The following is a 14854-nucleotide window of genomic DNA, read 5'->3' as shown; positions in this document are numbered from 1 at the left end:
AATATGACCGGCCAGATTCGCCTTGGCGCCATTTTCTGGCTGCTGACCATTGAGTTCTTCATCGCCCAGTTCGTGGCGCAGGCGGCGTGGCCCGCCTATTCCATGGTGCTCGACGATATCAGCCTGCTCGGCGTCACCAGTTGCGGCAGCTTTATCAATCCTGCTCCCGGGGGCACCGAGCCGGTCTGCTCGCCACTCAGCCTCGTCTTTAACGCCGGCATGGCGCTCAATGGCCTGCTGGTGGTGCTAGGCGTCTGGTTCACCCGCACGCTCTGGCCGCAGGGCAAGTGGACGGTCGCGGCGCTCTGGCTGCTTGCCCTCGGCGGCGATGGCAGCATGCTGGTTGGTCTCTTCCCGCTCAATGTGATCCTGCCGCTGCACATGCTGGGCGCCGTCCTGTCTCTCGGCATCGCCTGCTTCGGGTTTTTCCTGCTGGGCGTCATCGTCTGGAAGCAACACCGGACCTTCGCGCTCTATACTATCGCGACCGGCGCCATCGCCCTGCTCGGCTTTGTGCTCTATGTCGCCGAAATCTACCTCGGCGGGCGTGGCACCATCGAGCGCGTTGCGGCATGGCCGCATACCATCTGGTACGTCGTCACCGGCCTGCTCATCCTGCGCGGTCGACTGACGTTCAAATAAATTGACAAATCAAGTCATGTTTGTTTGATGCGCGAAGCATCGTCGCCATTTTGGGGTGGCGATGCTTCTCATCGTACTAAAGGCATCTCTATGTTCGTGTCCGCCCGTCTTCGCGCTGCCAGCGTGTCGCTCCTTATGGTCGCAGCAACGCTGACCCCTGCCCTTGCCGCAGAAACCGTCAACTTCTCCTATGCGGACAACACGTCTGTCGTGCCTAAGGAGCCACTGCGCGTGGTGACCATTCAAGGTCGCACCGATCTGGAATTTGCTCTTATTGCGGGCTGGAACGTCGTCGCCAGCGGCAATTTCGTGGCTGGTCAGGACCGTCCCGGCGAGCAGTTCCCCGATCTGATGGCAGCCGACATGCCGATGCTGGCCGTCGACGTCACCAAGATCAATTTCGAGCAGCTGATCGCCTTTGAGCCCGACCTGATCATCATGGGCAGCTATGGCTATCAGACCGACTGGTACGACAATGCCCGCCTCAGCCAGATCGCGCCGATCCTGCCCGTCAGCGATGGCCATGACGGCTGGAAGACCGACCTCGTCGCCCAGCTGACCCAGTTCGGCCTTGCCGACAAGGCCGAGGCGCTGATCGTCAAATACGACGCTCGCATTGCCGAAATCAAAACCGAGATTGACCCGCTGGTCGCCGGCAAGAAGGTCGGCATCGTGGTGACGTCGGAAGATTCAGTCCTCGTGCAGCACTCAAACCTGCAGATGGTCACCGCGCACGACCTCGGCCTCGACCTGCCATTCTGGGACCCGGCGCTGGATAGCGGTACCGAATTTGCGCAGGAAAGCTATGGCGAACTTGCCCTGTTCGACCTGATCATGCGCCAGAACCAGGGCAGCGTTGATAGCGGCCCGCTATGGGATCGTCTGCCAGCCGTTGCCGCTGGCCATGTCTATGAAGTCGATCAGCGTGACAATCAGGGCTATGGCCTCGCTGGCCTGAACTTCGCCGAAAAGCTGCGCGAAGCCGCCTACCTGCTGCAGTAAAGCAGAAGGCCCCGGCGGATTGTCCACGGGGGCCTTTTTCTTAGTGCTTAGTGACTTCGCTCAAAGCCGCCGCGATGTGTTCCCACTCGCTTGCGACGCTCGCCGTAGCCCGGCGCTTGCCGGCCCGGCGATACCAGTAATCGGCATTTCCCATATCGGCCTCGATCCAGTGCATCAGCGCGTGGACCCAGTCGAAGGCCTGAACGCCCTCCATGGCCTGGACGATATTGTGCGCCTGCTCCCATTCGGAGCCAACGCGCAATTCACCCTTCTTGAGCCACCACAGCGCCTGCAGCGGTTTGCTCATGTCCTTGGGTGGCTCGGACCAGTCGAGCGAGGTGAAAATGTCAGCGGCCATCGGTGAAACCCTTGTCGGCCCGGACGCCGCACGCGGCGACGTCACAACCAATTTCAATTTGTGCATCCGGGGCAAATAAGGCGGATCGCAGAGTCAATCAAGTGGGACGGTGTCTGCCACGCCCTCGTGGTTCGAGGGTCGCTATGCTCCCACCTCACCATGAAGGCGACTAAGACACCGCACTATCAGTAGCCCTCATGGTGAGGTGCGAGGCCCTTGCCGAGCCTCGAACCACGAGGGCGTGCGGTTACCACCAACGCTTTGGCGAGAAGTCCAGATTTGCGCTCTTTTCGAGGACACGAGCCGCCGCGAACAGCGTCTCTTCGTCGAACGGCTTGCCGATCAGCTGCAGGCCAAGTGGCAGGCCCTTGCCGTCCTTGCCGGCCGGAACGGCGATGCCTGGCAGGCCGGCCATGTTCACGGTGACGGTGAAAACGTCGTTGAGATACATCGCCACCGGATCAGCCGCGAGGGCTTCGTCACCAATACCAAACGCAGCCGACGGCGTTGCCGGCGTCAGGATGGTATCGACGCCCGCATTGAACGCGTCTTCGAAGTCCTTCTTGATCAGCGTTCGTAGCTTCTGTGCCTTGACGTAGTAGGCGTCGAAATAGCCCGCGCTCAACACATAGGTGCCGATCATGATGCGGCGCTTCACCTCACGACCAAACCCGGCAGCGCGGGTCAGCTCGTACATGTCGGTGATGTCCTTGCCGCTGACGCGCAGGCCAAACTTGACGCCGTCATAACGCGCCAGGTTGGACGAAGCCTCGGCCGGTGCCACGATGTAATAGGCTGGCAGAGCGTACTTCGTGTGCGGCAGCGAGATGTCCTTGATCGTCGCGCCTTCGGCCTTGAGCCATTCCAGCCCCTGGGTCCACAGCTTTTCGATCTCGGCCGGCATGCCGTCCATGCGGTATTCGCGCGGCACGCCAATCACGAGGCCTTTGACGCCGCGTTCAACGGCCGCGGCAAAGTCCGGCACAGCCAGATCGACGCTGGTCGAATCCTTGACGTCAAAACCCGACATGGACGTCATCAGCAGCGCGGCGTCTTCCACCGTGCGGGCAATCGGGCCAGCCTGATCGAGCGAAGATGCGAAAGCCACCGTGCCCCAGCGCGAGCAACGACCATAGGTTGGCTTAATGCCGACAGTACCGGTAAACGCGGCCGGCTGGCGGATCGAGCCGCCGGTATCGGTTGCCGTCGCGCCAGCGCAAAGCCAGGCCGAAACCGCAGCGGCCGAGCCACCCGACGAACCACCCGGCACCAGATTGGCATTGCTGCCTTCGGCGCGGAACGGGCTGACGACGGGGCCGTAATAGCTCGTCTCGTTGGACGAACCCATGGCGAATTCGTCCATGTTGAGCTTGCCCAGCATCACCGCGCCATCGCGCCACAGATTGGACGTCACCGTCGATTCATATTCGGGCTTGAAGCCATCGAGAATATGGCTGGCCGCCTGGGTATGCACGCCCTTGGTGGCGAACAGATCCTTGATGCCGAGCGGAATACCTTCGAGCGTGCCGCCCTGCCCCTGAGCCAGCTTTGCGTCGCTGGCCTTGGCCATGTCGAGTGCCTGCTCAGGCGTCACCGCCACATAGGCATTGAGGCTCGGATTGGCTTCTTCGATCGCCTTGAGATAGGCGCCGGTCAGCTCGGTCGCGGTGAAGGTCTTTGCGGAAAGACCCTTGCGGGCTTCGGCTAGGCTCAGTTTGGTCAGATCAGTCAACGGAAATCTCGCTCAGATTGTCGCAGCGGGTATAGAGGGTCACGCCGGGATTGGTGGTCGGCCCAGTCGGCTCGAAAATGCCTGCGCTCACCATCATCGCATCATAGCTCGAAACCACCTGAATGGTGTTTTCGCTATGAGGCGCAATAGCCAGCGTGTCGGGATAAAGCTCGCCCGGCAGTTCGCAGACTGCATCGACATGCAGCAGCGGTGTGAGTGGTCGGCTCTTGATATCATAAAAATGGCACTGGAACTCCATCGACTGGATGCCATCAGCAAAGCTCAGCGCCAGAAAGTCGCTATCCATAAAGGCTTCTACGCCCTTGCTCTCCAGCGCCTTACAGGCCGTTGGATCGCTGACATAGATCTTGGTCTGGTCAATGACCATGTCTTCCTGCGCCATTGTGGGCACAGCCAGCATCAGCAATGCGGGAACCAGAAAAGCCTTCACGCAGGTTCTTCCTGATTGAGTGGCAGCTCGAAAAACGCCGACCATTCGCTGTCGGGATAGTCGAGGAACGGACCACGCGTCACAAAACCGCTACGGGTATAAAGCCGATGGGCTTCCGCCATGCCTTCGCCGGTACCGGTCTCCAGCATCAGCGTCGCCATGCCCTTGTCGCGGGCAAGCTTCACAATGGCCTCTAGCAGGGTCGAGCCAACGCGTTTGCCACGCACAGCCGGGTCGGTGAACATGCGTTTGACTTCGCCGAGCGCGCCCGAATGCACCTTGAGCGCCCCGATGCCAATGGCATTGCCAGCCTCGTCGCGCGCCACGAACAGCGTCGTGTCGGCGCCGGCCATCTGTTCCACCGTCATCTTGAACTGGAATTCCAGTGGCGACAGCGGCAGCAGATGGTCGTTCAGCTTGGCGACGAGCGCTCGCACGTCGTCCTGCAAAGGCGTCTCAATGGCGACGGTAACCGCCATTATTCGATGACCTTTGGCACCATGAAGAAGTTGTCTTCGCTCAGTGGAGCGTTGCTGACGATCTTTTCGGGATAGCCGCCATCGGTGACCACGTCATCGCGGCGGCGCAGCGTCATCGGGGTGACCGAGGTCATCGGCTCGACGCCCTCGACATTGACCTCAGCAAGCTGCTCGACAAAGCCCAGGATGGCATTGAGCTCTTCCTGATAGCTGGACACTTCGTTTTCTTCGATGCGAATACGCGCCAGGCGCCCGATGCGCTTTACGGTTGCAGCGTCGACAGACATGACAAACTCCAGAAACAGCGGCTCATTTGCGGCCGTTATTAGCAACCACGCGCCAAAAAAGACAATGAAAATGGCTAATGCCTGCCATCAGATTTCCAACGCAAGCCCAGCCTGCAGCGCCATCAGCCCAGCGCCGTCCAGCTGATCGCGCAGCGCAGGAATAGCGACATCGACCGCATCTTCGTCGCCAGCCAGCACCAAAAGCCGCGGCGGCGTGTCGTCCAGCACTGCGGCGCCAAGCCGCGTCAGCCCAGCGCCATGGCCAAAAACCACCAGCACCGCACTATCGGTCCACCGCCCCAAAGGCGGCACCTCGCCCGCGATCAGCATCAACGGCGGCTCGCCCACCGCATCGATCAACACCGCACCCGCCCCGGCAGAAAATGTCTCGACCACCGGCGGCGCATCGCTCGGCGTATCCAGCAACCGCTCCGCCTTCCGCCGTTTCCACCGGCCGGTTTCCACACGCGGCAAATCCACGCCAAACCGCTCGATCACCCCATCGGCGCCCGACACCAGCTCCACCGCATCGATTCCCCCCGGCGCCCCAGCAGCATCCACCACCAGAATCGCCCCCCCGATATGCACACGGATCGTCGTCCCGCCAAACCAGGTCAGTTTCATGCGCTGCTTTCCTGTCGCCAAACCGGGCTGCACCCTATAGGACGGCAATGATGTGGCAAGAGAGCCTGATATGACCGAAGAATTTGCCAATCCCCTCGAATCCATCCCGGCCACCGGCCGTATTATGGGGCTCGATCTGGGCACCAAGACCATTGGTGTCGCGGTGTCCGATGGCATGCGCTATTCGGCCAGCCCGCTCGAAACCATCAAGCGCACCAAGTTCACAGCCGATGCCATTCGGATCGATGAGCTGATCGCGCAGAATCAGGTCGTCGGCATCATTTTGGGCCTGCCGCTTAATATGGACGGCTCCGAGGGGCCCCGCGTGCAGTCTACCCGCGCCTTCGCCCGCAGCCTCGCCCAACGCATCACCTTGCCGATCGCCTTCTGGGACGAGCGCCTTTCCACCAGCGCCGTCACCCGCATGATGATCGAAGCCGACCTCCGCCGCGACCGCCGCGCCGAAGTCGTCGACAAACTCGCCGCCAGCTATATTTTGCAAGGCGCGCTGGATCGTTTGAGAAATTAGTCGTTCAACCAAACCACTTTTAGTTCCAACGTCATTGCCCGGCTTGTCCGGGCACTGCGCGTGCCAAACCATGGATCACCCGGACAAGCAGGGTGATGACGGCGTAACGCCGTCCAGCAATAATCGTACGAAAATTGCATAGCATGCTTGCCCCTCAGCTCCCCCTCCACTAAACCCCGCTAAACATCAGGGATGGGAGCGCATGGCCCAAGATCGCGCCAGCAAAACCTCGACGCCCGTCGGTTCGTCCGGCGATTTTCCCCCTTTCAATCAGCGGCACCTGCTTTCCATCGCCGATCTCAAGCAACATGAGATCGTGGATCTGCTCGATCGCGCGGAGGCCATGGTGCCCGTGTCGCGGCAGGAGCGGAAAAGCCATCCGACGCTGAGCGGCAAGACACAGATCAATCTGTTCTTCGAGCCGTCCACCAGGACGCAAGGCTCGTTCGAGATCGCCGGCAAGCGCCTTGGCGCGCTGGTGATGAACATGTCGGTCAAGTCCAGCTCGGTCTCCAAGGGCGAAACGCTGGTCGATACCGCCGCGACGCTCAACGCCATGCGCCCCGACGTCATCGTCGTGCGCCACTCGGCGGCCGGCGCGGTGGAACTGCTGAGCCAAAAGGTCGGCTGCGCGGTGATCAATGCCGGTGACGGCGCCCACGAGCATCCCACCCAGGCCCTGCTCGACGCCCTGACCATCCGCAATCACAAGGGCCGGATTTCGGGCCTCACCGTTGCCATCTGCGGCGACATCGCCAATTCGCGCGTGGTGCGCTCCAATCTGCTACTGCTTGGGGCGCTCAATGTGCGCACCCGTGTCATTGCACCGCGCAATCTGCTGCCGTCCGGCATCGAACATCTCGCCACCGAAGTCTTCACCGACATGCGCGAGGGCCTCAAGGATGTTGACGTCGTCATGATGCTGCGCCTCCAGCATGAGCGCGCCAATGGCCGCATGATCCCGTCCGTCCGGGAATATTACCGCTTCTACGGCCTCGACGCCGAAAAGCTGGCTTTCGCCAAGCCCGACGCCATCGTCATGCATCCCGGCCCGATGAACCGCGGCGTCGAGATCGACCCCGCCATTGCCGACGGCCCGGCCTCGGTCATCACCGATCAGGTGGAAATGGGCGTCGCCGTGCGCATGGCCGTGCTCGATGCCTTGCTGCCCGCAGGAGACAGCGCATGACCCGGCCCTTACTCATTGAAAATGCCCGCATCGTTGACCCGGCGACCGGCACCGATGCCAAGGGCGCCGTGCTGATCGAGAACGGCATTATCGCCGAAGTCGCCATTGGCGCACCGATTGGCGTGCCCGAAGGCGCCGAAGTCATCAATGCCAAGGGGCTGATTCTCTCTCCCGGCCTCATCGACATGCGCGTCTTTACCGGCGAGCCCGGCAAGGAATATCGCGAAACGCTGCAATCGGCCGGCGAAGCCGCCGCCGCCGGTGGCGTCACCAGTTTCGTCATGATGCCCGATACCACGCCCGTGGTGGACGACGGCGCACTGGTGGACTTTTTGATCCGCCGCGCCAAGGCGACATCCAAGGTCAATGTGCTCCCCGCAGCTGCGATCACCAAAGGCCTGGCCGGTCAGGAGATGACAGAGTTCGGCCTGTTACAGGAGGCCGGTGCCGTCTGCCTTACCGATGGCCGCCACTCGATCCAGTCGACGTCCCTGCTCCGCACCGTCATGAGCTACGCCGCCAATTATGGCATGACGGTCGTCCATCATGTTTCCGACAAAAGCCTCACCGGCGACGGCGTGATGAACGATGGCCTGTTCGCCACGATTCTCGGCCTAAAGGGCATCCCGCGCGAAGCCGAGACGATTCCACTGGCTCGCGACCTGCAGCTGGCAGCCCTTACCGGCACCAAATATCACGCCGCGCAGATTTCCTGCGCCGGTTCGGTCGAACTGATGGCTGCAGCAAAAAAGCGTAACAAGTCAGTTACGGCAGGCATTTCGATCAATAACCTCGCGCTCAACGAGAACGACATCGGCCGCTATCGCAGCTTCTTCAAGCTCTCGACGCCGCTGCGCTCCGAAGATGACCGTCAGGCGGTGATCGAGGGCCTGCGCAACGGCACGATCGACACCATCCATTCCGACCATGACCCGCAGGACACCGAGGTCAAGCGCCAGCCCTTCGCCGAAGCCTCCGACGGCGCCATCGGCCTCGAAACGTTGTTGGCGGCCGCTCTGCGCCTCGTTCATTCAGGCGATGTCGATCTGCTGACCGTCCTCCGCGCCATGACCATTCGTCCGGCCGAAATCCTCGGCCTTGCGTCGGGCCGCATCGCCAAGGGCGCGCCGGCAGACCTGATCCTGTTCGATCTCGATTACCCCTGGCAGGTCAGCGAGAAAGACATCCGCTCGCGCTCGCGCAATACCAGCTTTGAAGGTGCGCGACTGGCCGGCAAGGTCATGCGGACCATTGTCGGCGGCGTGACGGTTCATACGCACGAAGACTAGGCCCGGCGCCTCAGCAGGCCAAACCTTCTCCCTCCTTCGTCATTGCCCGGCTTGTCCGGGCAATCCAGGTCTCGGTTGGAGTAGAAAAATGGATTACCCGGACAAGCCGGGTAATGACGACAGGGCGCAGTGATGGCGCTCAATCACTGGCAAAGACGGGGCCAACCAAGCTTTCTCCGCATAAATCCAATCACCCTCCCCCTTGTGACCCTCCCCAATCTAGGGGTACTTCTCGACACAACGCCTTGGGGATCATTCTATGTCAGCCGAAACCATCACCCTGCTCTACGCAGCCATCGTGGGTTACCTCTGTGGCTCGGTCCCGTTTGGGCTGCTGGTCACCCGCGCGGCCGGCATGGGCGACATCCGATCCATCGGCTCGGGCAATATCGGCGCCACCAATGTGCTGCGCACCGGCAATCGCTGGGCCGCCGCTGCAACGCTGCTGCTCGATGCCGCCAAGGCGGCGCTGCCGGTGCTGGTTGCGCGCTACTATTGGGGCGAACAGGCGGCCATGGTCGCCGCCATTTTCGCCTTCATCGGTCACTGCTTCCCGGTCTGGCTTGGCTTTAAGGGCGGCAAGGGCGTCGCCGTGATGATCGGTTCGCTCCTGGCGCTGAGTTGGCCCGTCGGGCTGATCTTTTGCGCCGTGTGGCTCATCATTGCCTTTGCGCAGAAGTTGAGCTCGCTGGCTGCCCTTACCGCCGCCACCACCGCACCGATCTTTGCTTTCGTCATCAACAATGAATGGCTGGCCGGAACGGCGGCGGTCATGGCGCTGCTGCTGTTCTTCCAGCACCGCACCAATATCGCGCGCCTGATGGCCGGCACCGAGCCCAAGATCGGCTCCGAGAAAAAGGCGTCCTAACCTGTGGCAGCTTTTCTGGCTGCCACACTGACTGACGCGCAACGCACCGCCTGGCTTCGCCTGCTGCGGACAGACAATGTCGGCCCCGCCACCTTTCGCCAATTGCTCAACCGCTTCGGCTCGGCCGAGGCGGCGCTCGATGCCCTGCCCGACCTGCTCAAACGCACCGGCAAGCCGATTCGCATCACCAGCCAATCTGCAGCCGAAGACGAACTGGCCGGGCTGTCACACTATGGCGCCCGCATGGTGGCCACCGGCGAGCCCGACTATCCGCAGCTGCTCAATTACATCCCCGCATCGCCGCCCCTGCTCACCATGGTAGGCGGCGCCAATCTGGACTGGCAGCGCACCGTCGGCATTGTCGGCGCCCGCAACGCGTCCTCGGCGGGCATCAAGATGACCCGCCTGCTCGCCACCGATCTCGGAGAGCGCGGCTACACAATCGTCTCCGGCCTCGCGCGCGGCATCGACACCGCCGCCCACCGCGCCACCCTCACCACCGGCACCATTGCCGTCCTGGCTGGCGGCTTCGACAAGATCTACCCTGACGAAAACATCCCCCTCGCCCACGACATTCTCGATAATGGCGGCGCCTTGCTGACCGAAATGCCGCTCGGCTGGGAACCCCGCGCCCGCGATTTCCCAAGGCGTAACCGACTGGTTTCCGGTCTATCACTCGGCATTGTCGTGGTGGAAGCCGCCAAGCGCAGCGGCTCGCTGATCACCGCCCGCCTCGCCCTTGAGCAAAACCGCGATGTTTTCGCCGTGCCCGGCTCCCCGCTCGATCCGCGCGCCGAGGGTGGCAATGCGCTGATCCAGCAAGGCGCCAAGCTCATCACCAATGCCGAGGACATTATCGAAACCCTTGGCAGCGCCGACCCAGCCCGCAGCGCATTGTTTGACCGCGACTGGGAACCCGATCTGACGCCCGATGCCCCACCGCCCAGCGAAGACGACAAATCCCGCCTGCTGTCGGCGCTCAGTTCCACGCCGGTCGAAGTCGACGAACTCATCCGCCAGTCGGGCCTCACCGTCTCGGCCATGCAGATGCTGCTGCTCGAACTCGATCTGGCCGGATCTATCGAATGGTCCAGCGGCCAGCTGGTGGCGCTCAAGTATCAGTGAATCCTCTCGGCCCGCAGTTTGTGCCAAACTCAACTCAGGGTTTGGAGGACAATGCCGTGCGTTCCATTATTGCCGTGTTGCTTCTTCTCGGGAGTGTCGCGATGGCTAAAGCCGATGTCCTCACCGCCGTAACCCAGCGCGATCATCAAACCCTCTCCGCTTTGCTTGAGGCGGGCAGCAATCCCGATCAGCGCAATGGTGAGGGGCAGACCGCCCTGCTGGTCGCTGTCTGGGAGAACGATGTCGCCGCCGCGCGCCTGCTGCTGGCCGCCGGGGCCGACGTCAACGCCAAGGACAGTATCAATGACAGTCCATTCCTCTTGGCCGGCGCACGCGGGCGCTTGGACATTCTCAAACTCATCCTCGAACACGGCCCAGACCTCGAGGCCCGCAATCGCTTCGGCGGCACCGCGCTGATCCCGGCCGCCGAACGCGGGCATCTCGAAACCGTCCAGGTGCTGCTCGCGGCAGGCGTTGATCCCAACCACATCAACAATCTCGGCTGGACCGCCTTGATGGAAGCCGTGATTCTGGGCGATGGCAGCGAGGTCTATCAGCGCATCGTCACGGCGCTGCTCGAAGGCGGTTCCGATCCGGCAATCCCCGATGGCAATGGCGTCACCGCCCATGAGCACGCCACCGAGCGCGGCTATGACGCCATCGCGGCGCTGCTGACACCCTAAATCACTGTGCAGAAATCTCTCCCCTTTGGGGAGGAGGCCGACTTCGCTCGCGAGCCCGTTGACACCGCCAACGGGCTTCACCATGTTGCGCCACTTCTCACCAAGCGTTGCGGAACGGGTACTCCATGAAGGTCGTTGTCGTTGAAAGTCCGGCTAAAGCCAAGACAATCAACAAGTATTTGGGTTCAGGTTATGAAGTCCTGGCCTCCTTCGGCCACGTCCGCGATTTGCCGGCCAAGGATGGTTCGGTTCGTCCAGACGAAGATTTTGCCATGTCCTGGGAGGTCGATACGGCCTCCAAGAAACGCCTGAGCGATATCTCCAACGCGCTCAAGGGCGCCGACGGCCTGATCCTCGCAACCGACCCTGACCGCGAAGGTGAAGCGATTTCCTGGCACGTCCTCGACGTGCTCAAGGCCAAAAAATCGATCAAGAAGGACATGACCGTCCAGCGTGTGGTGTTCAACGCCATCACCAAGGATGCTGTCACCGCCGCGATGGCCAAACCGCGCGATATCGACATGCCGCTGGTCGATGCCTATCTGGCGCGCCGCGCACTCGACTATCTGGTGGGTTTCACGCTCTCCCCCATCCTGTGGCGCAAGCTGCCGGGCTCCCGCTCGGCTGGCCGCGTGCAGTCGGTGGCACTGCGTCTGGTGTCCGATCGCGAAGCCGAGATCGAAAAGTTCAAGGCCGATGAATATTGGTCCGTCGAAGCCAAGCTGGCCCAGTCCGGCAAGAGCTTCCTCGCCCGCCTGTTCTCGGTCGATGGCAAAAAGACCGACAAGCTCGACATCAAGACCGGCGAAAACGCTGCCGAGCTGAAAAAGCTCATCGAGGCTGGCCAATTCAATGTGTCGTCGGTCGAAAAGAAGCCGACCAAGCGCAATCCCTATGCGCCTTTCACCACCTCGTCCCTGCAGCAGGATGCGTCGTCGCGCCTTGGCCTTTCACCATCGCGCACCATGCAGATCGCCCAGCGTCTCTACGAAGACGGTCTCATCACCTATATGCGTACCGACGCCGTGCAGATGGCGCCTGAAGGCATTGCCATGGCCCGTTCGGTGATCGGCAAATATTTCGGCGAAGAATACCTCCCCGAAAAAGCCCGCATCTACCAGACCAAGGCCAAGAACGCCCAGGAGGCGCACGAAGCAATCCGTCCCACGGATATGTTCAAGCGCCCCGAGCAGCTCCATCTCGATGCCGACCAGTCCAAGCTCTATGGCCTGATCTGGCGCCGCACGCTTGCGTCGCAGATGAAGTCGGCCGAGATCGACCGCACCACGGTCGATATCGCCGTCAACGTCCCCGGCCGCGCCGTTGAACTGCGCGCCGTCGGCTCGGTCGTCACCTTCCCCGGCTTCCTCAAGCTCTGGGGCGTCGAAGCCAAATCCGATGAAGACACCGAGGACGAGGATGATCGCGAGCTGCCACCAATGGCCGTTGGCGACAAGCCGGCTTTGCAGGCTGTCGAAATCGAACAGCACTTCACCCAGCCGCCAAGCCGCTACACCGAAGCGAGCCTGATCAAGAAGATGGAAGAGCTCGGCATCGGTCGTCCGTCCACTTATGCCGCCACGCTGACCACCCTCAAGGACCGCGACTATGTCCGCCTTGAAGGCAAGGCGCTGCACCCCGAAGATCGCGGCCGCATCGTTACGGCATTCCTCGAAAACTTCTTCAACCGCTACGTCGAGTACGGCTTCACTGCGGGTCTTGAAGAGCAGCTCGATCAGGTGTCTGCCGGCGAGCTTGAATATAAGACCGTGTTGCGCGACTTCTGGCGCGACTTCACGGCCGCCACCGAGGAAATCAAGGACCTGCGTGTCTCTGAAGTGCTCGACGCGCTCAACGACGCCCTCGCCAGCCGCATTTTCCCGCCCAAGGAAGATGGCTCCGATCCACGCAAGTGCCCTACATGCGGCACCGGCCAGCTATCGCTGAAGCTCGGCAAGTTCGGTGCCTTTATCGGCTGCTCGAACTATCCAGAGTGCAAGCACACCATGCAGCTTTCCGACGCGGCCAATGGCCAGTCGGGCGAAGCCGCAGCCGGTGACGGCGTCCTGGGTACCGATCCGGAATCGGGCGAAGAGGTTCACCTCAAGTCCGGCCGTTTTGGTCCATATGTCCAGCTCGGCGATGGCAAGGAGCCCAAGCGCTCGTCCCTTCCAAAGGGCTGGGAAGCGGGCACCATGACGCTGGAATCAGCGCTCAAGCTGTTGTCCCTGCCGCGCGAAGTGGGCTTGCATCCTGAAACACAGCTCCCCATCTCTGCCGGATTGGGTCGCTATGGCCCCTTCATCCTGCACGATGGCAAATACGCCAACCTGCCCGATGTCGAAGAAGTCTTCACCGTCGGCATCAATCGCGCCGTCGATCTGATCGCCCAAAAGGCGGCCGGTGGCTTCAAGCGCGGTGGCGGTGCGGCTGTTGCCGCCATCCAGACCTTCGAGCATGACGGCGGCCCGATCACCGTCCGCGCCGGCCGCTATGGCCCCTACGTCAATCAGGGCAAGCTCAACGCCACCATCCCCAAGGATGTCGCGCCTGAGGCGGTGACGGTCGAACAGGCCGTCGCCTGGATAGCTGCCCGCGCTGAAGCGACAGGCACCAAGGTCAAAAAGGCTCCGGCGAAAAAGGCCGCAGCCAAAAAGCCTGCCGCCAAGAAACCGGCTGCTGCCAAGAAACCGGCTGCTGCCAAGACCACCGCGGCAAAGACCACCGCGACCAAAACCGCAGCCGCCAAAAAGCCGGCAGCGAAAAAGGCTGCACCCAAGAAGGTCGTGTCTGACGAAGACGTGCCGTTCTAGCAATTGCTGCAAGCCCGATCAGGGCTTGCGCAAACCATTGGGCGGCGTAAATCTCCTCTCGGTTCGAGAGGAATGATCCATGCGTGCTTTCTTGCTGGCCTGCGCCCTGCTTTGCGCAGGCATCGGATCAGTTTCTGCTGCACCGTGGCAGGAGCCGTCGCTGCACCTGTCGAAATCCGATGGCGGCCCGCGCGTCGCCATCACGCTCGACGCCTGTATGGGCAGCATCGACACACGCATTCTCAATCTGCTGCTGACCGAAAAAATCCCGGTTACGCTGTTCGTCACCGAGCGCTGGCTGCACAACAATCCCGAAACCATTGCGGTTATCGCCAAGCACCCCGATCTGTTCGACATCGAAAACCACGGCCGCAATCACGTGCCGGCCGTAACCGGCACCGAAAAACCCTATGGCATCACGCCGGCGGGTACTCTGGTTGCGGTGGATGACGAAGTGCTCGGCGGCTCACAGGCGATCCAGACCGCCTTCGGCACCACGCCGACCTGGTTCCGTGGCGCCACCGCACTCTATACGCCCGACGCCATGGACGAAATCGGCAAGCTTGGTTTCAATATTGCGGGCTTTTCGCTCAACGCCGATTTCGGCGCGACGGCCTCAGCTGACAAGGCCGAAGCCATGGTCAAATCGGCCAAGGACGGCGACGTGCTGATCGCCCATATCAACCAGCCCACCAAAGCCGCCGGCGACGGCGTTGCCCGTGGCCTGCTGTTCCTGAAACAGCACGGTTACCAGTTCGTTCGTCTCGGCGATCTGCGCTAGAG

16 protein-coding genes are annotated in these 14854 nt (G+C 61.8%); 10 read left to right on the top strand and 6 right to left on the bottom strand.

The window, feature by feature from the left end; genetic code table 11:
* The first annotated feature begins 3 nt into the window (after positions 1 to 3).
* Both ABIE28_RS07380 and ABIE28_RS07375 read left to right on the top strand, forming a co-directional pair.
* Positions 4 to 642: a DUF998 domain-containing protein gene (locus tag ABIE28_RS07380; protein ID WP_354061526.1), complete on the top strand. Its 639-nt coding sequence runs from the start codon at positions 4 to 6 to the stop codon at positions 640 to 642.
* Positions 643 to 738: 96 nt separating this feature from the next.
* Positions 739 to 1644 carry an ABC transporter substrate-binding protein gene (locus tag ABIE28_RS07375; protein WP_354061524.1) on the top strand — a complete coding sequence of 302 codons (906 nt, stop codon included), beginning with the start codon at positions 739 to 741 and terminating at the stop codon, positions 1642 to 1644.
* Between the two features lie 40 nt (positions 1645 to 1684).
* Here the strand turns inward: ABIE28_RS07375 and ABIE28_RS07370 are convergent, their stop codons facing one another.
* From ABIE28_RS07370 to ABIE28_RS07345, 6 genes are all read right to left on the bottom strand, one after another.
* A complete protein-coding gene (locus tag ABIE28_RS07370; protein WP_354061523.1) occupies positions 1685 to 2002 on the bottom strand; it encodes a hypothetical protein in 318 nt (105 codons plus the stop codon).
* Between the two features lie 247 nt (positions 2003 to 2249).
* A complete protein-coding gene (gatA, locus tag ABIE28_RS07365; RefSeq protein WP_354061521.1) occupies positions 2250 to 3734 on the bottom strand; it encodes an Asp-tRNA(Asn)/Glu-tRNA(Gln) amidotransferase subunit GatA in 1485 nt (494 codons plus the stop codon).
* The gene (locus ABIE28_RS07360) at positions 3727 to 4185 is read right to left on the bottom strand and encodes a hypothetical protein (protein ID WP_354061519.1); all 459 of its coding nucleotides are present in this window, start codon (positions 4183 to 4185) and stop codon (positions 3727 to 3729) included. The genes gatA and ABIE28_RS07360 overlap by 8 nt, the downstream gene beginning before the upstream one ends.
* Positions 4182 to 4664, bottom strand: coding sequence for a GNAT family N-acetyltransferase (locus ABIE28_RS07355; RefSeq protein ID WP_354061517.1), 483 nt, complete (start codon positions 4662 to 4664; stop codon positions 4182 to 4184). The genes ABIE28_RS07360 and ABIE28_RS07355 overlap by 4 nt, the downstream gene beginning before the upstream one ends.
* Positions 4664 to 4951 carry an Asp-tRNA(Asn)/Glu-tRNA(Gln) amidotransferase subunit GatC gene (gene gatC, locus ABIE28_RS07350; protein WP_354061515.1) on the bottom strand — a complete coding sequence of 96 codons (288 nt, stop codon included), beginning with the start codon at positions 4949 to 4951 and terminating at the stop codon, positions 4664 to 4666. Before gatC ends, ABIE28_RS07355 begins: the two co-directional genes overlap by 1 nt.
* 87 nt (positions 4952 to 5038) lie before the next feature.
* Positions 5039 to 5575, bottom strand: coding sequence for a hypothetical protein (locus tag ABIE28_RS07345; protein WP_354061513.1), 537 nt, complete (start codon positions 5573 to 5575; stop codon positions 5039 to 5041).
* A gap of 70 nt (positions 5576 to 5645) precedes the next feature.
* Here ABIE28_RS07345 and ruvX point away from each other — a divergent pair, with 70 nt between their 5' ends.
* From ruvX to ABIE28_RS07305, 8 genes are all read left to right on the top strand, one after another.
* Positions 5646 to 6104: a Holliday junction resolvase RuvX gene (ruvX, locus tag ABIE28_RS07340; protein ID WP_354061511.1), complete on the top strand. Its 459-nt coding sequence runs from the start codon at positions 5646 to 5648 to the stop codon at positions 6102 to 6104.
* Positions 6105 to 6306: 202 nt separating this feature from the next.
* Complete coding sequence (locus tag ABIE28_RS07335) at positions 6307 to 7293, top strand: aspartate carbamoyltransferase catalytic subunit (protein ID WP_354061509.1); 987 nt, start codon at positions 6307 to 6309, stop codon at positions 7291 to 7293.
* Positions 7290 to 8582: a dihydroorotase gene (pyrC, locus tag ABIE28_RS07330; protein ID WP_354061507.1), complete on the top strand. Its 1293-nt coding sequence runs from the start codon at positions 7290 to 7292 to the stop codon at positions 8580 to 8582. Before ABIE28_RS07335 ends, pyrC begins: the two co-directional genes overlap by 4 nt.
* A gap of 259 nt (positions 8583 to 8841) precedes the next feature.
* Positions 8842 to 9450, top strand: coding sequence for a glycerol-3-phosphate 1-O-acyltransferase PlsY (gene plsY, locus ABIE28_RS07325; RefSeq protein WP_354061505.1), 609 nt, complete (start codon positions 8842 to 8844; stop codon positions 9448 to 9450).
* Between the two features lie 3 nt (positions 9451 to 9453).
* Entirely contained in the window at positions 9454 to 10575 is a 1122-nt protein-coding gene (gene dprA, locus ABIE28_RS07320) for a DNA-processing protein DprA (RefSeq protein WP_354061503.1), read from the top strand.
* A gap of 101 nt (positions 10576 to 10676) precedes the next feature.
* Positions 10677 to 11258, top strand: coding sequence for an ankyrin repeat domain-containing protein (locus ABIE28_RS07315; protein WP_354061501.1), 582 nt, complete (start codon positions 10677 to 10679; stop codon positions 11256 to 11258).
* 125 nt (positions 11259 to 11383) lie between these two features.
* A complete protein-coding gene (gene topA / locus ABIE28_RS07310; RefSeq protein ID WP_354061499.1) occupies positions 11384 to 14071 on the top strand; it encodes a type I DNA topoisomerase in 2688 nt (895 codons plus the stop codon).
* Positions 14072 to 14150: 79 nt separating this feature from the next.
* Entirely contained in the window at positions 14151 to 14852 is a 702-nt protein-coding gene (locus ABIE28_RS07305; protein ID WP_354061497.1) for a polysaccharide deacetylase family protein, read from the top strand.
* Positions 14853 to 14854 lie beyond the last annotated feature (2 nt).

Origin of the sequence: Devosia sp. 2618, assembly GCF_040546815.1 — a bacterium.
GTDB lineage: Bacteria > Pseudomonadota > Alphaproteobacteria > Rhizobiales > Devosiaceae > Devosia.
The sequence above is the reverse complement of the archived record's forward strand: the minus strand, read 5'-3'. Positions and strand labels throughout refer to the sequence as shown.